General features: G+C 46.9%; 19 protein-coding genes and 1 other RNA gene. 10 read left to right on the top strand and 10 right to left on the bottom strand.

The features are described 5' to 3' along the window. Nucleotides 1-8: 8 nt before the first annotated feature. The gene (locus P3C17_RS07380; RefSeq protein ID WP_300928803.1) at nucleotides 9-947 is read right to left on the bottom strand and encodes a ZIP family metal transporter; all 939 of its coding nucleotides are present in this window, start codon (nucleotides 945-947) and stop codon (nucleotides 9-11) included. 105 nt (nucleotides 948-1,052) lie between these two features. Further along, complete coding sequence (locus P3C17_RS07375; RefSeq protein WP_300928802.1) at nucleotides 1,053-2,267, bottom strand: MFS transporter; 1,215 nt, start codon at nucleotides 2,265-2,267, stop codon at nucleotides 1,053-1,055. A gap of 139 nt (nucleotides 2,268-2,406) precedes the next feature. Here P3C17_RS07375 and P3C17_RS07370 point away from each other — a divergent pair, with 139 nt between their 5' ends. Further along, nucleotides 2,407-4,776 carry a glycosyl hydrolase family 65 protein gene (locus P3C17_RS07370; protein ID WP_300928801.1) on the top strand — a complete coding sequence of 790 codons (2,370 nt, stop codon included), beginning with the start codon at nucleotides 2,407-2,409 and terminating at the stop codon, nucleotides 4,774-4,776. Further along, nucleotides 4,773-5,426 carry a beta-phosphoglucomutase gene (pgmB, locus tag P3C17_RS07365; protein ID WP_300928800.1) on the top strand — a complete coding sequence of 218 codons (654 nt, stop codon included), beginning with the start codon at nucleotides 4,773-4,775 and terminating at the stop codon, nucleotides 5,424-5,426. The genes P3C17_RS07370 and pgmB overlap by 4 nt, the downstream gene beginning before the upstream one ends. Before the next feature lie 83 nt (nucleotides 5,427-5,509). On the opposite strand, the gene P3C17_RS07360 is transcribed toward pgmB, so the two are convergent. Further along, nucleotides 5,510-6,544, bottom strand: a complete 1,035-nt coding sequence (locus tag P3C17_RS07360) for a LacI family DNA-binding transcriptional regulator (protein ID WP_300928799.1) — start codon at nucleotides 6,542-6,544, stop codon at nucleotides 5,510-5,512. Between the two features lie 267 nt (nucleotides 6,545-6,811). On the opposite strand from P3C17_RS07360, the gene P3C17_RS07355 reads away from it, so the two are divergent. Further along, nucleotides 6,812-9,100, top strand: coding sequence for a TonB-dependent receptor (locus P3C17_RS07355; protein ID WP_300928798.1), 2,289 nt, complete (start codon nucleotides 6,812-6,814; stop codon nucleotides 9,098-9,100). Nucleotides 9,101-10,013: 913 nt separating this feature from the next. Here the strand turns inward: P3C17_RS07355 and P3C17_RS07350 are convergent. Next, on the bottom strand, nucleotides 10,014-10,529 hold the full coding sequence (locus P3C17_RS07350; RefSeq protein WP_300928797.1) for a malate synthase: 516 nt from the start codon (nucleotides 10,527-10,529) through the stop codon (nucleotides 10,014-10,016). 145 nt (nucleotides 10,530-10,674) lie between these two features. Here P3C17_RS07350 and P3C17_RS07345 point away from each other — a divergent pair, with 145 nt between their 5' ends. Beyond that, on the top strand, nucleotides 10,675-12,183 hold the full coding sequence (locus tag P3C17_RS07345; RefSeq protein WP_300928796.1) for a DUF3612 domain-containing protein: 1,509 nt from the start codon (nucleotides 10,675-10,677) through the stop codon (nucleotides 12,181-12,183). A gap of 38 nt (nucleotides 12,184-12,221) precedes the next feature. Here P3C17_RS07345 and pyrC read toward each other — a convergent pair whose 3' ends face one another. Next, entirely contained in the window at nucleotides 12,222-13,262 is a 1,041-nt protein-coding gene (pyrC, locus tag P3C17_RS07340) for a dihydroorotase (RefSeq protein ID WP_300928795.1), read from the bottom strand. Nucleotides 13,263-13,451: 189 nt separating this feature from the next. On the opposite strand from pyrC, the gene P3C17_RS07335 reads away from it, so the two are divergent. Then, complete coding sequence (locus P3C17_RS07335) at nucleotides 13,452-15,392, top strand: ATP-binding protein (protein ID WP_300928794.1); 1,941 nt, start codon at nucleotides 13,452-13,454, stop codon at nucleotides 15,390-15,392. A gap of 97 nt (nucleotides 15,393-15,489) precedes the next feature. Here the strand turns inward: P3C17_RS07335 and P3C17_RS07330 are convergent, their stop codons facing one another. Continuing rightward, nucleotides 15,490-16,443: a porin gene (locus P3C17_RS07330; RefSeq protein ID WP_300928793.1), complete on the bottom strand. Its 954-nt coding sequence runs from the start codon at nucleotides 16,441-16,443 to the stop codon at nucleotides 15,490-15,492. 337 nt (nucleotides 16,444-16,780) lie between these two features. Between P3C17_RS07330 and P3C17_RS07325 the strand changes: the two genes are divergently transcribed. Further along, entirely contained in the window at nucleotides 16,781-18,409 is a 1,629-nt protein-coding gene (locus P3C17_RS07325; RefSeq protein WP_300928792.1) for a methyl-accepting chemotaxis protein, read from the top strand. 33 nt (nucleotides 18,410-18,442) lie between these two features. Here the strand turns inward: P3C17_RS07325 and dolP are convergent, their stop codons facing one another. The 4 genes from dolP to P3C17_RS07305 are packed head-to-tail and all read right to left on the bottom strand — an operon-like array spanning nucleotide 18,443 to nucleotide 21,821. Next, complete coding sequence (gene dolP, locus P3C17_RS07320) at nucleotides 18,443-19,009, bottom strand: division/outer membrane stress-associated lipid-binding lipoprotein (RefSeq protein WP_300928791.1); 567 nt, start codon at nucleotides 19,007-19,009, stop codon at nucleotides 18,443-18,445. Beyond that, nucleotides 19,009-19,596, bottom strand: a complete 588-nt coding sequence (locus P3C17_RS07315; RefSeq protein WP_300928790.1) for an SIS domain-containing protein — start codon at nucleotides 19,594-19,596, stop codon at nucleotides 19,009-19,011. Before P3C17_RS07315 ends, dolP begins: the two co-directional genes overlap by 1 nt. Continuing rightward, nucleotides 19,596-19,946, bottom strand: a complete 351-nt coding sequence (locus P3C17_RS07310) for a YraN family protein (protein ID WP_300928789.1) — start codon at nucleotides 19,944-19,946, stop codon at nucleotides 19,596-19,598. Before P3C17_RS07310 ends, P3C17_RS07315 begins: the two co-directional genes overlap by 1 nt. Next, entirely contained in the window at nucleotides 19,947-21,821 is a 1,875-nt protein-coding gene (locus tag P3C17_RS07305) for a penicillin-binding protein activator (protein ID WP_300928788.1), read from the bottom strand. An 80-nt stretch (nucleotides 21,822-21,901) separates the two neighbouring features. Here P3C17_RS07305 and rsmI point away from each other — a divergent pair, with 80 nt between their 5' ends. From rsmI to P3C17_RS07285, 4 genes are all read left to right on the top strand, one after another. Beyond that, nucleotides 21,902-22,747 carry a 16S rRNA (cytidine(1402)-2'-O)-methyltransferase gene (gene rsmI / locus P3C17_RS07300; RefSeq protein ID WP_300928787.1) on the top strand — a complete coding sequence of 282 codons (846 nt, stop codon included), beginning with the start codon at nucleotides 21,902-21,904 and terminating at the stop codon, nucleotides 22,745-22,747. Between the two features lie 111 nt (nucleotides 22,748-22,858). Then, nucleotides 22,859-23,218: RNase P RNA component class A (rnpB, locus tag P3C17_RS07295), an RNA gene on the top strand. 78 nt (nucleotides 23,219-23,296) lie between these two features. Then, entirely contained in the window at nucleotides 23,297-24,637 is a 1,341-nt protein-coding gene (gene chrA / locus P3C17_RS07290; RefSeq protein ID WP_300928786.1) for a chromate efflux transporter, read from the top strand. Next, entirely contained in the window at nucleotides 24,637-25,263 is a 627-nt protein-coding gene (locus P3C17_RS07285; protein WP_300928785.1) for a flavin reductase family protein, read from the top strand. The genes chrA and P3C17_RS07285 overlap by 1 nt, the downstream gene beginning before the upstream one ends. Nucleotides 25,264-25,369 lie beyond the last annotated feature (106 nt).

Here is a 25,369-nt window from a genome sequence, read left to right as displayed (position 1 = left end):
CATAGGTCTTAACCGAGCGTGGTGTCCAACACCATCATCACGGCAAAGCCGACCATTAAGCCCAAAGTAGCTGCTGTTTGATGGCCGTTGCGATGGGTTTCTGGTATCACTTCATGCGACACCACAAAAATCATAGCGCCAGCTGCCAAACCCAACCCCATAGGGTAAGCGATGGCAAAACCGCTGGATAAACCTACGCCTATTAAAGCTCCTATGGGTTCTAAAATGCCGCTGGCTGCCGCGACAAAAACGGCAAAACCCGGTTTAAAACCTGCAGCTCGTAAGGATAAAGCCACAGCTAAACCTTCGGGAATATCCTGCAGCGCTATGGCGGTAGCCAGTGGTAAACCTACTGACATATCACCATTGGCAAAGCTCACGCCTACTGCCATACCTTCAGGCAAGTTGTGCAGGGCTATGGCGAATACAAATAACCAGATGCGGTCACAGGCCTGATAACCCGGGCCACAAGGGCCTGTTTTGTCGTGCTCGTGTGGCGTAAAAGCGTCTAAGCCCAGCATCAGCAATACGCCTAACGACATGCCAAAAACCACCACCAAAGCACCTAAAGTGTCGCTTTGAAACAGCTCTGTGCCTGCTTCAATGCCGGGTAATAACAAGGAGAAAGCACTAGCCGCCAGCATCATGCCAGCTGCTATGCCTAATAAACTGTCTTCCATTGCCTGAGGCAAACTGCGTAAAAACAAAGCGGGTAAAGCACCTAAAGTGGTGGCAACAAAACCTGCAGTGCCGCCCAGTAGGGCCATTTGTAAATTGTCGGATGAAGGGGAGTTGGACAAGTGCACTATGCTCTGAGCCAGCAGCACCAATACGGCGAATAAACCTAAAGCCAAACCCACAGCGGCCAGCTTGTGTTCGCTGGCATGTTGTTTGAGTTCAGCATACCAGGCTGGGTTTGCTGACAACGATTGAACCTGATCTGACATAACAGTTCCTTATGGTCCTTGTGGGTCCCTTGGCCAATGAATTGTTGTCAGTAGAACAAGTACAGCCGCCAACTGCAATAGCGAAGCAGCCTGAACTGCGGCTTTTTATGCCGCAGGTTTTAGCTTATGAAAACCATTGCTGCTTAGGATCAATAAAGCTAAAGGCAGCAGTGTCAGGTAAAAAGCTGTTTGTCCGCCTAAAGCGGCAAAACTATGGCCTGTGACTATAGAACCTGTAGTGCCACCTAAAGCAGAAAACACCACTATTAAGCCTGTCATGGCAGCGTGTTGCTGTTGTGGCAGGCTGGTTAAGATCGCCGAATTTAACATGGGGTAAATAGGTGCCATAAAAAAACCAATTAAAGGCAGCAGATAAGCAGCCAAAGGCGCAGTCCAGATAGTGACCTTTGGATCAGGCTGTATTTCGTGAGTTAAAGGCAAGGTTAACAACACTAAAGCTGCCATCGCCAGCAAGCAGATGTTGCAGAGAATGTGCCAGGGAATAAAACGTAAGATAAAACCTGCAGATAAACGCCCTGCTGCCAAAGAAGCGGCAAAAATACTGGTAATTTGCACGCTTAACTGATTAGGTAAATGCAGCACTTCATTATTAAAAGTGGGTAACCAGCTGCCAATGCCTTGTTCAATCAGCACATATAAAAAGGCTGAAATAACAAAGACAAACACCAGGGGTTTGGCTGTAAGTTTCAGCATAGCGATAAAGTCTTTTAAACCTGTGCTTTGTGGGTCCAGCTCTACAGCAGGGAATTCAGTTGAACTGACTAATAACAACGCCAGCAAACTTAATCCGGCCAGATACCAGTACACATCCAGCCAGCCGTGGCCTGAGCCTTCTGTCATAAAGGCAGCAAAAAACCAATAGGCCGTCAGTACACCCAGCATAAAAAAGCCTTCAATAAAATTCAGCACTGAAGCGTGTTCGGCTTTGCTTTTGGTGATTAAACCTAAAGTGGCGTATACCGACACTTTGGTCAGCGCAAAAGCCACACCTACACAGAAAAACAATAACTTACTGGTGTCAAAAGCAGGAAATAGCGGCATCAACACCGAAGCGCCAGCGATCAGCAATAAGGCAAGTTGCAGTGCTTTTTTGTAACCCAGTTTGGGCAAAGCCGAAGCCACCAGAAAAGACACTATGGCAATGGGCAGATCTTTAAAACCTTCCAGCACACTGGCAGCTTCTTTACTGACCTGAAAATTCTGGATCACCTGCAGTATCACTATGCCAACGCTGTTCAGCAGCATGGCGAAAATAAAATAGATCAGCAGCAAGGCTGCTTTGATGCGGACGTGTTGCATAGATGTGCTCTTCTTCATATCAGCTTTTATTGCTGATTTTTTACCCTGTCTGAAAATCATAATACAGCTATTGCAATCGATTGCAATACTTGTATTATGAGAAATAACAACCAATTTAAATGATGTGTAGGTAACCACAGTGACTCTATCCGCAGTAACCAGCCAAAGCCTGAACCATGCCCTTGAAATTGATGAGTGGCGGCTTGTGGATCAGCAGTTTGATCCACAACAGCTGATGTTAAAAGAGACTTTATTCAGTCTGGCTAATGGTTTTATTGGCAGCCGTGGCACCTACGAAGAAGGTTGCAGCGCAGGCGCCAGCTGTGAAGGTAGTTACTTAAACGGTGTCTACAGTTCTGAACCTATAGTTTATGGTGAGTCGGCTTATGGTTTTGCCAAAAACAACGACAAAATGCTGCAGGTGCCGGATGGCAAAAGCCTGCAACTTTCAATCGACGGACAATGGCTGGCGGTGTCGGCAGAGCAACCAGGTGAACGTTGCTTAGATTTACGCACTGGTATCTTGAGTCGTGAGCAGTTATTTACCAGCCCTTCCGGCAAACAGCTGAAACTTCAAAGCCGACGTTTAGTTAGTTTTCAGCGCCCTGAACTGATGGCGATTGAATGGACCATCACAGCGATCAACTTCTCTGGTACCGTGTTATTAAATTCCTGCCTGAATGGTCAGTACAAATCAGTCTTTAAGCCAGACGATCCACGAGTGGGAGATATGGCGCTGGAAACCAGCCTGAAGCCTGTGGCGCAACAGGGCATTAAAGATAAATCTGACTGCAGTTATTTGCTGCATCAGGTGCATGGTGCTGATTTTCAGCTGGTGTCTGCTATTCAGCATCAGTTTGCTGGTGATGTGCTGTTTATCGACCAGCAAGCGGAAGCCAATCTGTTGGCGCAACTCTTTGAACTGACTTTACGGCAAGGTCAGGCCGTCACATTCTGCAAATACATCAGTTATCAGGTGGCATCTAAACAAGCTGAAACTCCTTTGCCTGCGGCTAAAAAAGTTTTGCAGCAAGCTGCAGCAGATGGCTTTGCCGTATTAGCAGCTGAGCAACAGCAGTATTTGGCTGACTTCTGGTTGCAGTCGGATATACAAATCAGTGACGACCCGGCGCTGCAGCAAGGGTTACGTTTTAACTTATTTAGTCTGGTGCAGTCGGCAGGGCGTAATGGTGTCAGCAATATTGGCGCTAAAGGACTGACCGGGCCTGGTTATGATGGTCATTATTTCTGGGATACAGAAATTTATGTGATCCCCACATTAAGTTTCTGTCAGCCAGACACTGCCCGTCAGTTGTTATTGCAGCGTTTTAGTCAGTTGGATCAAGCCAAAAACAGAGCACGGCAAATGTCGCACGATAAAGGCGCTTTGTATCCATGGCGCACCATCAGCGGTGATGAATGTTCAGCTTATTTTCCGGCGGGCACAGCCCAGTACCATATTAATGCTGCCATAGCTTATGCCATTCGCAGCTACGTATTGGCAACAGACGACTGGGTTTTTATGCAACAAGCCGGTGCTGAAATGCTGGTGGAAACTGCACGTTTATGGCTGCAACTGGGCTTTTTCAGCCAGCAAAGCGGCCGCTTTGAAATTCACCTGGTGACTGGGCCTGATGAATACACGGCTTTGGTGAATAATAACTTTTACACCAACGCCATGGCGCAGCTGCATTTGAGTTTTACCGCTGAAGTTTTGGCAAAGCTGGCTACCCAAACCCCTGAGTTTTATCAGAGTTTTTGTTTGAAGCTAGGTGTAACGCCAGAGGAAATACAAAGCTGGCAACAAGCCGCAGAGCTAATGTATTTACCTTATGACGACAAATTACAAATCAGTGCGCAGGACGACAGCTTTTTAAACAAAAAGCCATGGGATTTTGCCGCCACACCAGCAGACAAATATCCACTGTTGCTGCACTTTCACCCGCTGGTGATATACCGCCATCAGGTATTAAAACAAGCCGATTTAGTGCTGGCGATGTATTTGCTTGATCAGCAATTTGATCGTGATTTAAAAGCCCGCAATCTGGCCTATTACGAGCCGTTAACCACTCATGATTCCAGCTTAAGCAGCTGCATTCATTCTGTGGCTTTTGCTGAAACTGGCCAGACGGAACGCGCTTATCAGTTTTTTGCCAACACAGCGCGGATGGATTTGGATAACTACCATCACAACACCGAATACGGTGTACATATTGCCTGTATGGCCGGCAGTTGGTTGTCTGTGGTCTGTGGTTTTGCAGGTATGCGCAGCCGCCCTGAAGGCTTGTATTTTGAACCTAAGTTGCCTGCGGCCTGGCCGGAGCTGAAATTTAAACTCAATTACCGCGGCCGGGTGCTGCAGGTACAGATCAGTCAAACCCAAGCAGGTTATCAGTTGCTAAGCGGTGCAGATTTAACTTTGCAGCATCAGGCTGAGTCTTTTAGTTTAACCGCAGGCCAAAGCCAGTTGTTTTCGTTGTCGGGAGTTTTATCAGGAGTTCAGTTATGATCCATGCCTTTATTTTTGATTTGGATGGTGTGCTGACCGACACAGCTGAATACCACTTTTTAGCCTGGCAACAATTGGCAACGCAACTGGGCATCAACTTTAGCCGTGAAGACAATGAATTGTTAAAGGGCGTGGATCGCATGGGTTCGCTGGAGCTTATTCTGCAGCTGGGCAAGGTGCAACTCAGTCAGGATGAAAAGCTCAAACTGGCTGCGCAAAAAAATACACAATATTTAAAGCTGGTGGAAAGCATGTCATCTGCTGATTTATTTCCAGGTGTATTGCCACTTTTTAGCAGTTTAAAAGCCGCTGGCATTAAAACAGCTTTGGCTTCGGCCAGTAAGAATGCTGCTTTGGTGCTACAAAAGCTGGGTATTCCGGATTTATTTGATTATGTGGCCGACTCGAATTTTATTCAGAACGGCAAACCCGATCCGGAGATCTTTTTAACCTGCGCTCAGGCTCTGGGCGTAGCGCCAGAGCGTTGTATTGGCGTGGAGGATGCGCCAGCCGGTGTGACGGCTATTAAAGCAGCTGGCATGTACGCTTTGGGTATTGGTGAGGAGCAAGCTTTAACTCAGGCTGATCTGGTGATTCCTGCGGTTTCTGCTATTGATCAGCGCTTATTAACCAGGTTGCTGACAATGTGATAAGGCAATGGAAACTGTAGGGGCGGGTCTTGCACCCGCCCGTCTAATGAGACCGCGGTCCCCTATCTGATATTGGAATAAGGTTATACGCGCCTGTCGCGAGCAGAACTTTGACGGGTTAATAAACGCACAGGTAAGAGCTCAGATTCTGCCTGTTCGCCGTCCATTTGCTGCAATAACTTAGACACCAGCAATTTCCCACCATTGATGGTGTCTTGTTTCACTGTGGTGAGTGCTGGTGAGCAATAGGCAGACATTGCAATATCGTCAAAACCTGCAATAGCCAGTTGTTGTGGCACTTGTACTCCATGCTCTTGCAGGGCTTTCATCGCGCCTAAAGCTATGGCGTCGCTGGCAGCAAAAATACCATCCAGCTCTGGCAGCAGCGGGAACAATTGTTGCTGGGTTTTTAAATAACCATCCTGAGCGGTAAAGTCGGTAATGAGTTCGTAATCCGCATTCAAAGCAAGACCAGCTTTTTGCAACGCATCCTGATAACCCAGATAACGTTGTTCAATTTCGTTATGACGGTAATCACCGAGGAAGGCGATGTGTTTGCAGCCTTGAGCGACCAAATGACTGACCGCTGCTTCAGCACCGCTGCGATTTTGACTGCCTACGACGGTAAAGCTGTCATGACCAGAACTGGCGCCCCAGACCACAAAAGGAACTTTGCTATGCGACAGTTGTTCAATACGCTGGTCGTGTTCGCCCTGGCCTATGATGATTAAACCATCGGCTCTTTTGGCGTCTATGTAATAGGTTTTCCAGTCTTTATCTTTGGTTTTGCTGGTACTGAGCAGCATGTCATAACCTTTGTGGGTTAACTCATCTGCTATCACACCTAAAATTTCCAGCAAAAATGGGTCGGAAATAGCTTGCTGGCTTTTGGCATCAAACAAGATGATTACGGCTATGGTGTAGCTTTTTTGTGTACGCAAACTACGTGCTGTTGGGTTGACATTAAACTGGTACTGCTGAGCGATTTGCTGCACTTTTAAGCGGGTTTCTTTGTTTACCACAGGATTGTCGCGTAACGCCCTGGATGCAGTAGATTCAGACACTTCAGCCAGTGCTGCAATGTCGGCCAGCGTCATCATTTTTTTACCTGAATTCACAACTGATTTTCCATATTCAACCGCAGTAACCCCTGCCAACCTCGCTGATTATGACAAAAGCACGTAATCAGATCGAGTTCAATTTAGGTCTGCTTTACCCATCGTATAAGAGATAAGGAAACCCTAACACATAATGTTTTTGCAAACGATTGCAAAAGTTGTGGTTTCGTTATTGCAATCGATTGCAGTATGGATTATGTTTATTTAAGCAGCAATAAATACACTAGCGTCATAGCTGCGTAATCCAAGACAACGGGGAGAGATCAGATGAATTTACGGCTCACTAAGCTGGCGTCAGCCATGCTTGTTACTTTACTGCCAGTCACTTTGTTACAGGCTCAGCAGCAAAGCGAAGACACTCAAAAAGTTGCAGCAGCAAAAAAACCAGCAGAAGAAAGTCAGATTGAACAAATAGTTATTACAGGTAAGGCCAGCGGTATTGCCGGTTTACGTGTAGATGCCAGCTATGCCATTACCAATGTGTCGGCTGAAAATATCGAAAAAATGAATCCAAAAAGCACGGCTGAATTATTTACCCTGGTGCCAGGTGTCTGGTCTGAAAGTTCAGGTGGTGTGGCTGGGGCTAACGTTTTTGTCCGTGGTTTTCCTGGTGGTGGTGATGCGCCATTTTTAACAGTACAAATGCAAGGGGTACCAATTTTCCCACCTCCAACTTTGTCCTTTTTAGAAAACTCTTCAATGTTCCGCCTGGATGAAACTGTTGACTTTATGGAAGCGCTGCGTGGTGGTTCAACGCCGGTGATTTCTAATGGTCAGCCGGGGTTAACCACCAACTTTATTTTAAAAGAAGGCTCAGAAGAAACTGAGGGTTTAGTCAAAGTATCTACTGCTGATTATGGTCTGCAGCGTGTGGATGCATTAATCAGCGGCGAATTGGCGGATGATTTGTATTTTATGATGGGCGGTTATATCAGCAGCTCACAAGGTATTCGGGATGCGGGCTTTAACTCAGAAGAAGGCCATCAGTTTACGCTGAATATCACCAAAGATTTAGACAACGGCAGTATCAACTTCTATACCCGTCAGACTGATGATCACGGTGTTTGGTATCTGCCAACGCCATTAAATGTAGCTGGTGTAGACAATACCTATACTCAAATTGGCCCAAACAACAGGCAAGCAACCATTCAATTTGGCCCGAACGGTGAAAGCCGCAGTGTTGATTTGGGTGATGGCCGTGGCTGGAAAGGCTCGGTATCAGGCGGTACCGTGGATCTGGATTTAAACGATGACTGGAAACTGTTGTATCGCTTTAACTATACCCAGGGCGATGCCAATACTTTAGGTTTAGTGCCGGAAGCGGGCGCTGTGGCGTTAAGCACAGTGGCAGATAATGGCATCAACGCGACCGGTGCAACCACTGGCACTTTGTATGATGGCGATACCATGGTGCAACAGATGGGACGCTGGGTGGTGGAAAAAGAACTGGATTCCTTCACCAACGATTTAGCTGTCACAAAAACTGCCGATAGCGCCAAATACACTGTAGGTGTGTATAGCACCGCATTTTCTGTCAATGAGTGGTGGTCTATCGGTAATCAGGCCTGGCATGTAGTGGAATCTGGTGGTGAAGCTTTAACTGGCATCAACTGTAACGACAATCAGGACAGTTGCAGCTGGAACTATGATATTGATGCCGCCGGCGATGGCACCACAAGGGCTTTATATGCTGCAGTGGAAGTTGCATTAAACGAACAATGGACAGTGGATCTGGGCTTGCGTAACGAAAACCACACTATTGACTACACTGTCGATGAAGGTTTAACGGGCCAGGTCAGCAAAGCGGTCAGTTATGACGAAAGTAAAATTGCCTGGACCGCCGGTGTGAACTGGATGTGGCAGAAAAACATGGGTGTATTTGCCCGTGTTAACAAAGGCAATAAAATGCCATTTTTTGATGATTTCCGTGACAACTACGCGGCTTTTAGCAGCGGTGAAAATCTGATTAAAGAAGTGACTCAGTTTGAGTTGGGTTATAAATGGGCTGAACAAAATTATAGCTTTTACGCTACCTCTTTTTATAACGAAGTGGAAGGCGACACTTTTGTTCGTCGTCCGGGCGATCCAGCTGAAGTGATGACCAACAGAGCTTATGGGGTAGAGCTGGACTTTAACTACTTCACCAGCGTGGGTTTTTCACTGAATCTGAACTCAACGCTGCAAAAAACGGAAATCACCGAAAGTCCAACCAACGAAGGCAACAGAGCGCAGCGTCAGCCTAAATGGCAAGTGCGGTTAACGCCAAGTTATGGTTTTGAAGCCTTTGAAGATACCTTCGCTTCTGTGTACGGCACTTTGTCTGCAGTCTCTGACCGTTACTCCGACAATGAGAATACAGTCACTTTACCTGGTTACACCAAAGTAGATCTGGGTGTGCAACTGGAGTTAACAGAGCAGTTAAAAACTCAGTTATCGGTAGATAACCTGACAGATAAACAAGGTTTAACTGAAGGTGATCCACGCAACCCAAGTTCACCAAACGGCCGTTATATTCTGCCGCGTTCAGTGACTTTGAGTATGACCTATCAGTTCTAGTGGAAATACTGAATGTCACAGTAGGCTGACAGTGCCTTAAAAGGCGCTGTCAGCTGTGTCCATTCCACAGAGAGAAAGGCTTAGGCTTAACCTAATGGATTTTATTTGGCATACAATTCAATCACCACAAGTTTATAAGCTTGAAAATTGGGAATTGGTAAAAACGTAGATTGCTATCCGAATTCTACGTGATGAACGGAAATTTCTGTTGCTAGCTTTAATTCCATCGTGTGTTGGTTCGTGAAAAAGCGCGACCAAAAGTTTCCTAATTTTGAGCAGTGAGGGTTAATAGGCAAAAATTCGGGTTGTTTGCACTTTAAAAAGGAATAGAGCGTGAAAAAAAGTCGACATTGCCCATCATGTGGATGGAAGTTACCTATTTCTAAAGCCAACGCCCCAATTTCCAGGGTTAACGGGCAACATTTTAATTGTCCGGAATGTCACGCTTCATTAGTCTATAGAACGAATTACGATCGCTTATATAAAGTCTCGTCCGCGCTCATTGTCCCATGCGCTATTTTCTTTTATATGTATAAAGACGTTCCCTTAGTCAAAAACGTAGCTATGTTCGTGATAATTCCTTTCGGTATCGTACTATCCATATTGTGGCGAAGAGGGGAATATATTGAGTTTTACAAACCATGAATATTATCTGCTTTTTCCTCAATATATCGACAGCCATACCGTCCTTCCATGGACATCGTCGAAAATATGCTCCTGCATTTTCGACATACCGTCCTTCCATGGACATAAAAAAGGCCAGCAATTTGCTGGCCTTTTTCTCCCCGTCGACGTCTATCGTCCCCTGTTGTTTTTATTCGTTTTGCCCCTAATTTTTATTAGGTTAGGCAAAATTTATATACTCGTACTTTCTGTTACCAAGAGTATAAAAAATCAACTGTGTTAGTTATAACTAATTTAAGCGGTAATCGCCACCATCTTTTGCACGAAAGCATGGACTATTTTGTGTACTGGCTATACAAGGCTGAGATTGAGCATTACCGCGGATCATACTGAACCAGCCCGTCTGCTCGCCTGTCAGCTGCAACTGAATATCTTCAATACCTGCTTTATCCAGGGAGCCATGCGCTCCTTTGTGGCAAAACAATAATTCGACATGGCGTTCGCCATCCTTTAATAACAGCGACTGTGGCTGCTCCGGATGGCCGCCAAAAGCGACAAACTGCGCCGGAGTTCTTAAACCACTGTTGCTGCCATCGGCAAAATAGGCCAATACATGCTGGTAATACACCACATAACTGCAAACATCTTTATGTGAGCCGCGGTCCAGTGGAAAAACTTTATCAAGGAAAGCTTTGGAGTAATCCATGATCTGACGGACATAACTCTGGTTCAGCCCGGCGATATAGCTGATCTCTTCCCGGATATCATGGTCCTGGTGTGAGTTTTGGGTTGCTGTCATGTTCATGATTTCAGTCCTGTTGTGTGTTGCTTTTAATAAGTTCTTAAGGCTGTAGGGCCAGTAAAGCAGCATTGATGTTGCTTGATATTTAGTCTATGTTAGTTTTCTGAATAATTTCACAATAAAAACTTCACAGTGTGAATTTTACAAAATGACAGCCAATAAAAGTTTACTCAGAAAGTCGCATTTCCTTGGTACTAAGATCAGAAACCTTAGAAAGCGCAATAACTTAACTATGGAAGACTTGTCGACCCGTTGCATCAGAGTGAACTCTGAATACGCGCCTTCTGTGTCTTATTTGTCAATGATTGAGCGCGGAAAACGGGTGCCTAGCCTGGATATGTTGCAGGTAATTGCCGAAGTGTTTCAAAAAGAAGTCGAATGGTTTCTGGATGGTGAAGAACAGCAACTGGATATTACTCCGCAAAAAGGCAGTAGAGGTGGTGTGTCTGGTATGGCGCTGGAGCCAGGCTTTTTGTTTTCCAATGATATTCTGCAAATTGCCATTCCTGAGATGTTATCCCAAACCGGCATCAGTGGTCGCCAGTTTGCCCAGTTGCTGATCCGGGCGCATCAGGAGCATCATCAAAACCACTTCCCCGAGCTGGAAAGGGCTGCTGAAGAAGTGGGCCTGAAGCGTATGCCCTTGTCGGTAGAAGATTTAATGCAAATCTTACAGCAGCTTGGTTTGAAGCTTTGCTGGTTTGAACAAACGCCAAAAGAAGTACTGGATGAACTGGGTGTATTGTCGAAAAACGTGCCGACGTCGTATTTTTTACCTCCTGCGACTTTGCATTTAAACAAGCTGTTGCAGCAATGGCCCACCCGGCTGAAGTACGAGTTGGCGGTACATATTGGCCATGCTGTGCTGCATAACAAAGATGGCGTGAAAAGCGGCATGATGGTGGGTGGTGCTTTTGAATCTGTGCCGACGGACGATAGCGCCGTAGCACCTCAGGATATTTTGCATGCCTGGCGTGACTTTGAATCAAGCTTTTTTGCCGGTGCTTTATTGTGTCCTAAAATGCCGTTTCGCCAGTTGCTGGATAAACAAGGTTATGAAATCAGTTCACATCATTTAGCTGGTGTGTCGGCCTCTGTTGCTATGCGCCGTATGACGGCTGTGTCGCCTTACAGTCATTGGCATTATTTTGATGCTTATACACCGGGTAAATTAAAGGCTGTGTATAGGGGGAATGGTATTCCTTTGCCCTGGGGCAATATGCGCCAAGTGGAAGACCCTTGTCAGCACTGGGCGGTATTTCGCATGTTTGAAGCGGCTGAGTCGGCGCATTCAGCGCAATTGTCTATTTTGGATGTGCAGGGCCAACCACGGATTTATTGTTGTGAGTCGACTAAAGTCTCTGATTTAGCAGGCAATGCTCATGTGCTTTGTGCAGGTATTGATTTAAATCCAGCTATCGAAGCTCAGGGTATGGATGTAGAAACTATGGCGCAGGAGTTAAAGCAGTTGTGTCGCAGTCAGGGCGGCTCAGCTGTGGTGCCTAAAGCTATTCGCTCTACCTTAACTACAGTGTCTAATATTCTGAATATTAACTGGGTGGCCCGCAGTTTAGATAAACCTGCTCAGCTGATTTGTTCGCGCGGTAATCACTGTCCACGAGAGCCCGGTTGTTACCAGCATTGCTCTGCGAAATAAAAGCACAAAAAAGGGGCCAAACTGGCCCCTTGGTAAACTTATAAACCTTGTTTCAACTGCCAGCTTAATTGCTGTTCAGCGAAAAACGGCACTATAGGGCTGCCATCAGGTAAAGTGATCTCCGCTGGTACTGTCCAGTCTTGTTTCACTAAGGTGATGGTGCCGCTGTTGCGTGGCAGGTTGTAGAAGTCCGGGCCGTAGTGGCTGGCGAAACCTTCTAATTTGTCTAAGCAACCTAAGTCTTCAAATACTTGGGCATACAACTCAATGGCACTCCAGGCGCTGTAACAACCGGCGCAGCCACAAGCTGCTTCTTTACGGTGTTTGGCGTGTGGGGCTGAGTCTGTGCCTAAGAAAAACTTTTTATTGCCGCTGGCCACCACAGCGCGCAAGGCTTCCTGATGCGTGCGGCGTTTGAGTACCGGCAGGCAGTAGTTATGCGGGCGCACACCACCCACTAACATATCGTTGCGGTTCAGTAATAAATGCTGAGGCGTAATAGTAGCAGCTACACGATCTGGTGCGGCTTTGACAAATTCAACAGCGTCCGCTGTGGTGATATGTTCAAACACCACTTTTAAGCCAGGAATGGTGTTTATCAACTGAGTTAAATGCTGATCGATAAAGACTTTTTCACGGTCAAAAATATCGATATGGCTGTCGGTCACTTCACCGTGTACCAACAGCAACATTTGTTGTTCTGCCATCACTTCCAGCACAGGATAAAGTTTACTTAAACTGCTGACACCAGAGTGAGAGTTGGTAGTCGCGCCTGCCGGATACAATTTAGCTGCCACTACACCTGCGGCTTTGGCGGCTTTAATGTCTTCGGCKGAGGTTTTGTCCGTTAAATACAACACCATCAGAGGTTCAAAACTGCTGCCTGCTGGGCGTGCGGCCAGAATGCGTTCTTTGTAAGCTAAGGCTTCAGAGGCATTGGTTACAGGAGGAACAAGATTTGGCATCACAATAGCGCGCTTAAAACAACGGGCAGTGGCTGCCACAGTTTCTTTCAGCATATCGCCATCGCGAAAATGTAAGTGCCAGTCGTCCGGGGTTTGCAGAATTAATTCAGTCACAGCGCTCTCCTCTACTGATGCAGTGTCATGCCGTCAGGGCGGGGCAGTTTAACACGGCTCTGCGGGATACTCAGCACAGCAGGCTAAACTTTTATTCTGTTGTTCTCTGTGATTGAGGCATAGAGTAATAGTTGCTGTATGGGTTATAGTCACTGACGATAACAGAAGATGTTCAACAGGTTACGAACCATGGAACAGAGCAACGCATTAAAACAACAATCTCACTGGCTGCTGCCATGGCAATGGGTGGTGCCACTTTTTTGTTTGTGTTTTGCCGCCATTATTACCGAGTATCAGGCCCGGCAACTGGTGGAACAGCGGCAAAATCAGGCGCTGCAGCAATTAGTTGGCTTATCAGGCCAACTCCGTTCTTTTGTCGAATCTGAATTAAATACATCGCTGTATATGAGCCTTGGTTTGGCCTCTCATATCCGGGCCAGTGACGGCAAACTGGCCGAGAAAGAAATGTTATTTTTGCTGCAAAGTTTGCTGGAGCAGGGCAAACACATCCGCAATATAGGTTTAGCTCCTGGTAATGTGTTAACCCTGATTTATCCGGTGCAGGGCAATGAAAGAGCTTTAGGCCTGAACTACCAGAATTTGCCACAACAATGGCCTGACATTAAACAACTAATAGACGCCAAAGAACCCAGATTAGTTGGCCCTGTAGCTCTTGTTCAGGGCGGGGATGGTTATGTGTACCGACTGCCGTTATTTCTGAACGATGGCAGTTACTGGGGCATTATCAGTACAGTGTTGGATTTATCTGCTTTTAATCAGATGCTGCTACAGCAAGCCAACAGTTATCAGGTTCAGGTGGGGATCCGGGAAAAAAACGCTGGCTCTGGTCAGGCGTTGTTTGGTTATTCGGATTTATTCAGTGAAGAAGCGCTGATCCTGGATTTAAATATCAAAGGCGCACAATGGCAAATTGCGGTGCGCTTTATGGATGAAGCCACAGGTTGGGGCTTGTGGCAATGGCGTTTAACAGGGGCATCACTGTCCATCGTGTTTTGTCTGATGCTGGCCTGGTTACTGCACTCATACCGGCGCAGTGCTTTATTCGCCGATGCCTTACAAGACAATGAAATGTACTCTCGCCGAATTATGAACAGTGTACTGGATGTCATAGTGACCACTGATCTGGATGGCACCATAGACAGGGTCAACAGCGCTGTCAGCACTGTGTTTGGTTATTTACCTCTGCAACTAACAGGGCAACCTTTTAGTATGCTGTTAGCGCCTGGACAAGCCGGGGTATTGGCAACTCTCAGTCCGGGCGAAGGTGCAGCTGTGGAATTGCAGGGGCTACGTTACAGCGGTGAGGTTTTCGCTATGGATTTATCGCGTAACAGCACCGAACATCACGGAAAACCCCGTTATGTCTGGCTTATTCGTGATATTTCGGAGCGAAAAAAAGTAGAACAGTTAAAAAACGATTTTGTCTCCACCGTCAGCCACGAATTGCGCACCCCTTTGACTGCTATCAGTGGGGCTTTAGGTTTGGCTGTAGGTGGCGCTTTGGGGGAGCTGAATGACAAGCAGCTGCATATGCTGACTCTGGCACAGCAAAACAGTCAACGATTAGGCAAACTTATCAACGACTTGCTGGATATCGAAAAACTTGCGGTCAACAAAATGCAGTTTAAGTTAAGGCTCTGGCCTTTGGCTGCATTACTCAGGCAAGCTATAGATTTGAACCAGCCAGTTGCCTTTCAGCGCCAGGTCGAACTGGAGTTGTTGTCTGCTGAGCAGGATGATTTGTGGGTGGAAGTGGACGAAGTCAGAGTGCAGCAAGTCATGGCCAATTTACTGGCTAATGCGATTCGGCATTCACCTGCAGGCGCTTCGGTGCAGGTGACTATGGAGTTGTCTGCCAAAACAGTCAGAGTCTCTGTCATTGATCAGGGGCCTGGTGTTTCTGAAAGCTTTGAACCCAGATTATTTGAGAAGTTTTCTCAGGCTGATTCTTCGGATCGCAGGCAAGTGGCAGGTACCGGACTTGGCCTGGCTATTTGTAAAGATCTGATTAAAGCCATGCGGGGAGATATTGGTTATCAGCGCGCCAATTCCGGAGGCGCTTGTTTTTATTTTACCTTGCCGCTGGCAACAGAATTGTCTCTGGAATAACAGTTGTACTTCTGATTTTTTTCTATGTGATGACTAACAAAAAAGCATGTTTGGCGCTGGTCAAACATGCTTTTTTTAATTGGGGAGCAAACAGCTTTTAAAAATGATACTTAAAGCCTAAAGCGGCAGAACTATCGTTTTCCGATTCAAAATCAAGGGCTGATATCATGGTGTAGACCGTCAGATCTTTGTTCCAGGCGAAGTCTAAACCCGCGCTGACCAAAGTGCCTGTCTCGGGATGACGTAGTTTGCTGTCATCACGTTGCCACTGCAGTTTATAAGTCATGGCTTCAAGCTGATAAGCCAGTTGCGCCATAATTGCATCCCCTTCAACATTGCGGGTGACGTGTTCAGTGCGCTGCAATAATAAACCTGCAGACAATTTACCATTATTCAATTCGGCAATTTTGCCATTGATCAGAACTCGCTGGGCATCCAGATTGTTGAGTTCATGTGTCTGGCTATAGGCAATGTAATAAGGATAGTTTTTGAAGCTGGCATCACCATAACTCAGGGTCCAGTCATAACCACCCGCGATTTCATCACTGACTCCTGTCTGGTAAGTGGCAGACCACTGAAAGCCATTGATCACAGGACTCTGATAGCCAATGACGTTTTCCAGTCGGTCCTGACCCGCTGTTAATTGCCCTATGTCATTCAAGGTTTCATTAAATAAATCAACTTTGCCTTCGGACTTCTTAAAGCGAGTATCATTTTTACCAAAAACCAGCTCACCCCAGCCACCCGCTACACCAATATAAGTATTACGACTACCGAGTCTGTGATCTTTGTTGGCGTCATCCAGGCCATTGACCTGCCATTCGTACACCATAATCAGTTTCAGGTTGTCGGTTAGATCCTGGCTGGCTTTAAATCCAAGCCGGGTAAAAGGAGCTTCAAGTTGTAGGCCTTGATCTGAGTAGCGATACAAGCCTTCATCAACATATAAAGCCTGGAGATCAAGCTTGCCATAAACATCCCATTCAAAAGCCTGGGTATTGTGACTGAGCAGCAATAAACAACTAATAGCACTGTAATGTTTTATGTTCACAATTCGTCTCCAAATCACTTTGTTTTTATAGGTGAGGCAGGTCTGATGCGGCCTGAATCAAAAAAATTTATAAATTACCCTGTTACCTGTAAAAGTGAATAGCTTTATAGGGTTCTAGCGGATAAAACGAACTACGTCAAAGTTTTGCAGTTTTTTTCAATAAACCAGAGGAATAAGTGGAATAAAATTTCAACAGTCTGATTCTGTGTCCTATATTTCCAAGACGTTAACAGCACTCCTGTTCAGTTTGTTACCGTGCTCAGCGCCTTACTGCGAGGTTTTACACTGCAAAAACGCTTTGCGTGAAACTGTATTACTCATAGCCATGGGGTCCAAAATGCTCAAAAATATGTCGTTAAAAACTATTATCTTATCTATTCTGCTGATGTTCAGTGCTGGTCTGGTGGTCCTGAGTTTTTACTCCTGGAACAGTGCAAAGGCCAGCGAAAAAGGCATGGTTGATTTATATGAACTTTCAGCATTGCAGGTTAACCCTATCAGCGATGTGTATGGCTTGTTGTTGCGCAGCAGGCTGGCGTTAGCCGGTGGTTTTATTGAAAAAGAAGGGGGGCAAAATGACAAAGCTCAGGTCAGCGCGCAGCGGGCCGAAAAGTTTCTGAAAGAAGCGATTGAAAAGTTTAATGCCTTCGCCGAGTTAGGTTTGAAAGGAGAAAACAAAGAGCTGGTCAGGCAAATGCAAGCCATCTTCACTATCTATTTTGAGGGTGTTGAAAAAACAGCAAAAGAATTGCAAACCGGCACCAGCGAAAGTTATGTGGTGGCGAATCTTGAAGCCAGAGACGCCAACGCAAAAGCTCAGGAGTTGGTTGCTCAGTTTGTTGAAAAAGCGAACAGGGTAAACAATGATTTGATGCATGTAGCGTCGGAGCGTTACAGAGCGACTGCAGTGCTTTGTGCTGTGTTTCTGGCTTTGTCACTGATTGCATTAGTGATGAGCTGGTATCTGGTCAAAACTATGTTGATCCAGCAGCTTGAACTGGCCGGTGTGCATTTCCAGCGCATGGCGCAGGGCGATTTAAGCAGCCAGATTGTCGTGGAAAGTACCAACGAAATAGGCGTGCTGTTTTCCGGCTTACAGTTTTTGCAGCAGAGTCAAAAAGACACCATCAGCCAGATCAATAATACTGCCACTCAGCTTGCCTCAGCGGCTGAGGAACTGAGTATAGTCACGTCACAAAGTACCGAAGGGCTGGATTTACAAAGTGCCGAGTTGCAACAGGCAGCTACTGCAGTCAATGAAATGACTGTTGCGGTGGAGGATGTAGCGCAAAATGCGTTGTCCACTTCTGACGCCTCCAAAGCCTCGAATGAACTGGCAAGTCGCAGCCTTGACGAGATGAAGCAAACCATTGCTCAGACCCGTAATATGGCAACAGAAATGAAAACCTCAGCTGTACTGGTGCAGGAACTGGCAGTTCAGGCTGGCAATATAGGCACAGTGCTGGATGTGATCCGGGCCGTTGCAGAGCAGACAAATTTACTGGCATTAAATGCGGCGATAGAAGCTGCCAGAGCAGGAGATGCAGGTCGCGGCTTTGCAGTTGTGGCTGATGAAGTAAGGGCTTTGGCACATCGTACTCAAAACTCAACTCAGGAAATTGAACAACTGATTAGTCAAATCCGTCAGGGCACTGCGAAAGCTGTACACTCTATCGAAGCCAGCACAGGTTTGGCTGACAATACAGTCGATATGGCCAATAAAGCGGGTTTAGCTTTTGAGCAAATTTGCAGTTCTATCAGCCATATCAACGAACGTAATCTGTTGATTGCTACTGCATCAGAGGAGCAGGCGCACGTGGCCCGTGATGTAGACCGAAGTCTGGTGGCTATTAAAGATTTGGCTGTGCAAACTTCTGCAGGTGCCAATCAGACCAATGCCGCCAGTCAGGAATTGGCAGGTATGGCGTCACGTTTGATGGATTTGGTCAGACGCTTTAAAGTTTAAGTTTCAAATGGGGGGGATTCACCCCCCATTTATTTAGTCTTTGTATTCAAAAGCTTTTATAACACGAGCTACGCCGTCGACGTTACGTGCTAAGTTGACTGCTCTGTCCGCTTCTTGCTGACTGACTAAACCCATTAAAAACACTTCACCGTTTTCAGTCACGACTTTGATATTTAAACCACTGACGTTTTTATCAGCCAAAAACTTGCTTTTAATACGGGTGGTGAGCCAGCTGTCTTTGCTGCCTGTACCAAAGCTGATTTCGCTGCCAACACGCAGCTGGTTATGCACGTCTTTCACACCGTCTACTCTGGATATCTCGGCTGCCACTTCACGTACACGTTCATTGGGAACCTGACCTGTTAACAGCACTATGCCATTGTAACTGGTCATATTGATATTGCCTTTGTCCTTGGTCTCCGCGTTTTCACTCAGTAAGCGGCTTACTTTGATTTGAATACTTTTATCGTCAATCTGGCTGCCCAGGGTGCGTGGATCGCCTGCTGATTTAACGGCTGTAGCTCCGCCTGCTAATACTGCAGCAGCACAACCTTGTAATAACCAGCTCGTTAGTAACACCAGCATTATTTTATTCAACATCAGAGATCTCCTTGTTGCGGAAACAGAGTTATGTCGATAAGTTCGCATAACGCATGCAGTAAAAAGGTATAACACTCAAACACCCGGGCCGGTCTGTGTGCCGGCACCTTCAATTCAGTATCCTGATTGCCCAGCAAACCAGACAATTCCCCACTGTTATCTACAGTGAAAGCTACTACTGTCATATCTTTGGTTAAGGCGGCTTCAACAGCTTTGATCAGATTGTGTTCTTCACCTGTCATTGAAATAGCCACCAGCACATCACCGGCCTGGCCTAAAGCCCTGACCTGCCTGGCTAAATGATCAGGGTTCTCCTGATTACCAGGTTGTAAGCTGGAATTATTAGTTAACAAGGCAAAAGCCGGTAAACAAGGCCGTTCTGCTTCAAACTGATCCAACAACAGCTGAGCAAAATGCGTGGCTAAAGCTGCAGACGCACCTTCACCACAACAAATCACTTTGCCGCCATTGATCAGGCAGTTCACCAGACTGACGGCGGCGTTTTCGATAGGCGCAGACAAAGCTTCGCCTGTCGCTATCATGGTTTGTATATTTTCAGTAAAAAGTTGCCTGATATGGTCTTGCATTAGTTAGCTGTTCCTGCAAAAGCGTTTTTAATCCAGCAAATGTCTGCTGGCTGTTCGGTAATGGCCACTACATCAAAGCGACAATGCTGCTGGCCAGTACTTTGTAAATAACATAAAGCAGTGCGGCTCAACTTTTGCTGTTTGGCTGAAGTGACGGCTGCTGCTGCACCACCAAAGTGGGTGCTGCGTCTGAATTTTACTTCAACAAAAACCAGCGTCTGTTGTTCTCGCATCACTAAATCAATTTCACCAAAGCGACAACTGTAGTTTTGCTGCACCAACTGTAAGCCTTGTTGCTCTAAAAACACTAAGGCTTGTTGTTCATAAAACTGCCCTGTGCTTTTGCTCATTTAAGGCGTCCGTGGGGTCAGCAAACCATCCTTACTGTATTTGCCCCAGGTTAACTGTCGCTGAACCTGTCCGCCTGTCGACAAGGCCAGATTGCCCGTTAAGCCCTGATAACGCAGAGCAGGAAATTGTTGCTGCTGCTTTAAACGGTACACTAAGTGGTAGGCGTCGTAACCCATGGCAAATAAACGTTGCAGGGTTTCATCCTGTTGTGGAAACAGCTGCTCAAATTGCTGGCGAAACTCTTGTTGCTGACCTGTGCTGAGCATCCAGGGCATTTCGGTAAAAGTTAAACCTTGCAGGTCGCGGCGGTCAGTAAACTCTGCAGATTTCTGATGACTGCGTGAACTGGCGTAAACCGGCAAAGTCACCTTGGTTGGCGCTACAGACACATCGATATAAGGTTTCAGCAAACGGGTTTGCGCCGGGTCGGCCAGCAAATAAATAGCATCTATATCCTGACGGCTATGAGGTTCAGCTTTGACACTTTCACCTGCAAGTTTACTGATATCACGAATACGTTGTTCGCTCGCTGCTGTTTCCAGTAACTGCTTAATGGTGCTTTCCATGCCAGCCTGATCGGCAAACCAATAGGTTTCAGGTTCTTTACCTGCTATTTGTTTCCAGTCACGGCTGAATTGTTCGGCCATACGCTGACTTAACGGGTTACGGGAAGCCATTAGCACAGGCTGTTTATAGTTTTTCTGTTTAAACAGCATCGCCATTTGGTGCGCTTCATCTTCCACACTTAAGGAAAAATAAAACTTATCGGCAGATTGTTGCACCAAATCGGTTTTACCATTTAAAAACAGCGTAGGAATGGTCCAATCCGCTTTTTGTGAAATGGCATCCACTTGCTCTCTGAGCAAAGGCCCTATGACAAAGTCCACTTGTTCAGCCGCCAGTTGTTGCTGCAGTGCTGCAGTATCTGTCTGGCTGTCGATAAAAATTAAACGGGCTTGCTGGTTGGTAGATGCGGCCAGAATACCTTGTTGAATAGCTTCGGCGTGCTGGCGGAAGTTGCTGCTAAAAGGCAGCAGGACTGCAATAGTTTTAGGTGAAAAGGCATCTACTGCACTTAATTGCTGAATTTCATCTGGTAACTGCTGCAGAGACGGCAGGTTTGGGTATTGCTGCTGCCAGTCGCTAATCGCCTGAGTTAAAGCGGCTCTGTTGCCCAAATGCTGTTGATGCAATTGCAATAACTTAGCCCAGCCTTGCGTGCTGTTATCACCGCTTTGGCTCAGATTTTGTAATTGATCCGGCGTCAGCATACCCAGCTGTTGCCACAATGCACTTTGATACGAACTTTGTTCAGGTTGCAAAGCCAGCAACTGCAGATAGGTTTTCACCGCATTCTCCGGCTCTCTTCTGCTGCTTTGATACTGTGCCAGACTTTGTAAATAAGCAGTTTTATCTGTAGCTCTGAATGAGTTTACCGAATACTGATTGCTGAATTTCTGAATATCTTCATGATCATCAGCTGCGATCAGGCCCTGAAAAAAAGGCAACAAATTGGCTTGTTGCACTTCAGCAGTGGCTTGTTGCGCCAGCACCCGGCTTATCGCTAAGGCCTGTTCAATTTCACCTTGTTGCAAATGCGCTTTAGCCGCTTCAAGCAATTGCCATTGTTGCTCTGAACCTTGTTGCTGGCTGGCTTGTTCAATAAAGTCAGCACCGGACAAAGGCCGTTCGATTTTAACTATTTCCACGTCATCTTCTGCCTCGGCGGCAGGCTGAACTACTGGAGTACGTTTTACCGGAGCAGTCTGCTCTGGTGTGGAAGAACAACTGGCTAACGCTATGGCGCTGCCCAAAAGAATAAGTGGCTTCAGTTTGCTGGATTTCACAATGCACAGGTACAATGAAGGAAACATGCAGGTATCTTACTCAGTGCCGTGCCTAAGCTCAATGAATTCCAGCCAAAGTAATTCAAGTACAACGGAATAAGCGCCATATGACTGCACAAAGCGGAAATTTATACATAGTAGCCACGCCCATAGGTAATTTAGACGACATCAGTCAGCGCGCTATTAAAACCTTAAGCACTGTGGCCTGGGTGGCAGCGGAAGATACCAGACACAGTGGTAAGTTGCTCAGCCACTTAGGTATTTCAGCCAAAATGCTGGCGCTGCATGATCACAATGAAAAGCAACGTGCCGCCACTTTATTGCAAAAATTGCAGGCGGGCGAAGACGTCGCGCTGATTTCAGATGCAGGCACACCGCTTATTAGCGACCCGGGCTACAGCCTGGTAAGGTTATGCCGTGACGCCGGTGTCCGTGTAGTACCAATCCCTGGTCCTTGTGCTTTGATAAGCGCATTGTGCTGTGCTGGTTTACCTACAGATAAATTCCACTTTATTGGCTTTTTACCGGCGAAAAGTCAGCAACGCCAAAACGTGCTAAGCGCCATTCCACAAGGTGTGGGTACTTTAATTTGTTATGAAACGGCACGTCGTATCAAAGACTGTTTAGAAGATGTAGTGAAGGTATTTGGCGTTGAACGTGAATTGGTGCTGGCAAAAGAGCTAACCAAAACCTTTGAAAACTTTGTCTATGGCACAGCTGCAGAGATCACAGCATGGTTAGATGAAGACCCAGCCCGCTGTCAGGGCGAAATGGTACTGATGATAGCGCCTACTGTGGCTGCTGAAGAAGAGATTAACCCTGCTGCTCAGCAAACTTTAAAACTCTTAATGAGCGAATTACCACTGAAAAAAGCGGCTGCTTTAACTGCAGAAATTCACGGTGAAAAGAAAAACGCTTTGTATAAACTGGGGTTAAGTTGGGGCGAGATGTAGGGGCGCGGGCTTGTCCCCGCCCGCGACTTTTATCAGATGTCCATAAGGTAATAGATAGAGTCTGGTCAACAACCTTGCAGCTTCGGGGAAGAAGGGTATAATGCGCGCCGTGAGTTGGCCCAGACAATCGCTGCCTGCGCAAGCAGGGGGAGGAAAGTCCGGGCTCCATAGGGCAGAGTGCCAGGTAACGCCTGGGCGGCGCGAGCCGACGACTAGTGCAACAGAGAGCAAACCGCCGATGGCCCTTGCGCAAGCAGGGGATCAGGTAAGGGTGAAAGGGTGCGGTAAGAGCGCACCGCGCGGCTGGTAACAGTTCGTGGCACGGTAAACTCCACTCGGAGCAAGACCAAATAGGCCCCCTTTGGCGCGGCCCGCGTTGGGGGCGGGTAGGTTGCTTGAGGCGTACGGTGACGTACGTCCTAGAGGAATGATTGTCCACGACAGAACCCGGCTTAACGGGCCGACTCACACCTTTCTTTTTCAACAAGGTAGCTAGCGCTGAGCAAGTTTTGCTAGTCTGGCTATCTGTGTTCTTTAGTTCTGATTTTTATGCTTCCGACAAATTCCTCTGTTTCTGCTATCCCATTCTGGCAAGCCTTTTGGTTTTGGCTAAAGCTGGGTTGTATCAGCTTTGGTGGGCCTGCAGGTCAGATTGCCCTGATGCATACTGAGCTGGTGGAAAAACGCCGTTGGATCAGTGAAGGCCGGTTTTTGCATGCGCTGAATTATTGCATGCTGCTGCCTGGTCCTGAGGCGCAGCAATTAGCGACTTATTTAGGCTGGCTGATGCACCGCACTGTGGGCGGTGTGGTGGCTGGGTTGTTGTTTATTCTGCCGTCTTTGCTTTTGCTGGTGCTGCTGTCTTGGGGATATCTGGTGTATGGCGAGCATCCTTGGGTGGCAGCTTTGTTTTATGGCATTAAACCTGCCATCGCCGCCATAGTGCTGCATGCCGCCTGGCGTATCGGCGGGCGGGTGATGAAACATCCGTTATTATGGGCTATAGCTGTTGCCGCTTTTGTGGCTATTTTTGCTTTCAAACTGCCTTTCCCATTCATAGTCCTGTCCGCGGCTTTGATTGGTTCTATCGGCAGTAAAGTTGCACCTGCGGTGTTTTCACAGGACAACCACAGCGCTGCACAAAAAAGTTATGGCCCAGCCTTGATTGATGAGACAACGCCCACTCCTGACCATGCGTTATTTCGCTGGAGCCGATTTGTGGTTGTGGTGGCTTGCGGTTTAGCGCTTTGGATTGTGCCTATGCTGGCATTAACCCTAAGTTTGGGCTGGCAGCATCAACTGACTCAAATGAGCTGGTTTTTCACCAAAGCGGCGCTGCTGACTTTTGGTGGTGCTTATGCGGTTTTGCCTTATGTCTATCAGGGTGCTGTGGATAAATTTGGCTGGCTGACACCCGGGCAGATGATGGATGGTCTGGCTTTAGGGGAAACCACACCAGGTCCGCTGATTATGGTGGTGGTTTTTGTCGCTTTTGTTGGCGCTTATGTACAGGCCAGTTTTGGGCCTGATTTAATGCTTACTGCAGGGGTGGCAGCTGCGCTTTTGGTTAGTTGGTTTACTTTTTTACCTTCCTTTATTTTTATTCTTGCAGGCGGCCCGCTGGTGGAATCTACCCAAGGCAAGTTGCAACTGACTGCGCCATTAACGGCAATAAGTGCTGCTGTGGTCGGGGTTATCGTCAATTTAGCGTTGTTTTTTGCCTACCATGTACTCTGGCCTACAGGTTTTGCTGGCGCTATCGACTGGCAAGCTGTGCTTATTGCCCTACTGGCTGCGCTGGCTTTGTTTGTGGCGAAGCAGGGATTAATGCGGGTTATCGCTGGGGCTGCCATTTTGGGCTTCATTTTGTCTTTTTGGAGTAGTTATTAATGTGGATTGATCTGCAGCAACTGGACCCTTCAGCTGCCTATAAGCTGTTAACCAGCACTATTACCCCTCGTCCTATTGCCTGGGTATCGAGCTTGTCCGCAGAGGGAGTGCTGAATTTAGCGCCTTTTAGCTTTTTTCAGATGGTGACGGATCAGCCGCCTACTTTGATGATCTCCACTCAGCATAAAGCAGATGGCAGTCGAAAAGATACCAGCCTGAATATTGAAGCCACTCATGATTTTGTGGTGAATCTGGTACCTCATGCACTGGCGAATGAAATGAATATCAGTGCGGCCGCTGTGCCTGCTGATGAAAGTGAATTTGAACTGGCCCGCTTGGAACAGGCCGCATCCAGCCAAATTAAGGTGCCCCGGGTGGCATTGGCTCCGGTGGCTTTGGAATGCCGGCTGGCAAAGTTACAACCTTATCCGCCGGAAAACCCAAGCTGCGAAGTGATTTTTGCACAAGTACTGGCCATTTATATCAACCCCGCTTTACTGGATGCCAATGGCATGCCTGATCCTTACAAAATGGATTTAATTAGTCGTATTGGTGGTTCAGGTTACAGCAGGGTTGCTGCTGATATATTTCAGTTAGCCCGACCTGCTTCGGCGGTCCGTCGCTAAACTCCCTGTTTCGCCCTGAATGCGCTCTCGTGCTCAGGGCTTTTTTAATGTCTGTTGTGAGCGCTTGCTTACCTTGCATGATGTTGTTTTATTGATATTGCCTTGT

Origin of the sequence: Rheinheimera sp. 1928-s, from assembly GCF_029269265.1 — a bacterium.
In the GTDB taxonomy this organism is placed as follows: domain Bacteria; phylum Pseudomonadota; class Gammaproteobacteria; order Enterobacterales; family Alteromonadaceae; genus Pararheinheimera.
This window is presented reverse-complemented; position numbering and strand designations above follow the sequence as displayed.

Coding starts and splice junctions, on each gene's coding strand:
- P3C17_RS07375 (WP_300928802.1), bottom strand. CDS start 2,267: ATGCAACACGTCCGCATCAAAGCAGCCTTGCTGCTGATCTATTTTATT.
- P3C17_RS07310 (WP_300928789.1), bottom strand. CDS start 19,946: ATGAGCAAAAGCACAGGGCAGTTTTATGAACAACAAGCCTTAGTGTTT.
- P3C17_RS07305 (WP_300928788.1), bottom strand. CDS start 21,821: ATGTTTCCTTCATTGTACCTGTGCATTGTGAAATCCAGCAAACTGAAG.
- chrA (WP_300928786.1), top strand. CDS start 23,297: ATGCTTCCGACAAATTCCTCTGTTTCTGCTATCCCATTCTGGCAAGCC.
- P3C17_RS07335 (WP_300928794.1), top strand. CDS start 13,452: ATGGAACAGAGCAACGCATTAAAACAACAATCTCACTGGCTGCTGCCA.
- pgmB (WP_300928800.1), top strand. CDS start 4,773: ATGATCCATGCCTTTATTTTTGATTTGGATGGTGTGCTGACCGACACA.
- P3C17_RS07345 (WP_300928796.1), top strand. CDS start 10,675: ATGACAGCCAATAAAAGTTTACTCAGAAAGTCGCATTTCCTTGGTACT.
- P3C17_RS07350 (WP_300928797.1), bottom strand. CDS start 10,529: ATGAACATGACAGCAACCCAAAACTCACACCAGGACCATGATATCCGG.
- dolP (WP_300928791.1), bottom strand. CDS start 19,009: ATGTTGAATAAAATAATGCTGGTGTTACTAACGAGCTGGTTATTACAA.
- P3C17_RS07315 (WP_300928790.1), bottom strand. CDS start 19,596: ATGCAAGACCATATCAGGCAACTTTTTACTGAAAATATACAAACCATG.
- P3C17_RS07355 (WP_300928798.1), top strand. CDS start 6,812: ATGAATTTACGGCTCACTAAGCTGGCGTCAGCCATGCTTGTTACTTTA.
- P3C17_RS07380 (WP_300928803.1), bottom strand. CDS start 947: ATGTCAGATCAGGTTCAATCGTTGTCAGCAAACCCAGCCTGGTATGCT.
- P3C17_RS07325 (WP_300928792.1), top strand. CDS start 16,781: ATGCTCAAAAATATGTCGTTAAAAACTATTATCTTATCTATTCTGCTG.
- rsmI (WP_300928787.1), top strand. CDS start 21,902: ATGACTGCACAAAGCGGAAATTTATACATAGTAGCCACGCCCATAGGT.
- P3C17_RS07285 (WP_300928785.1), top strand. CDS start 24,637: ATGTGGATTGATCTGCAGCAACTGGACCCTTCAGCTGCCTATAAGCTG.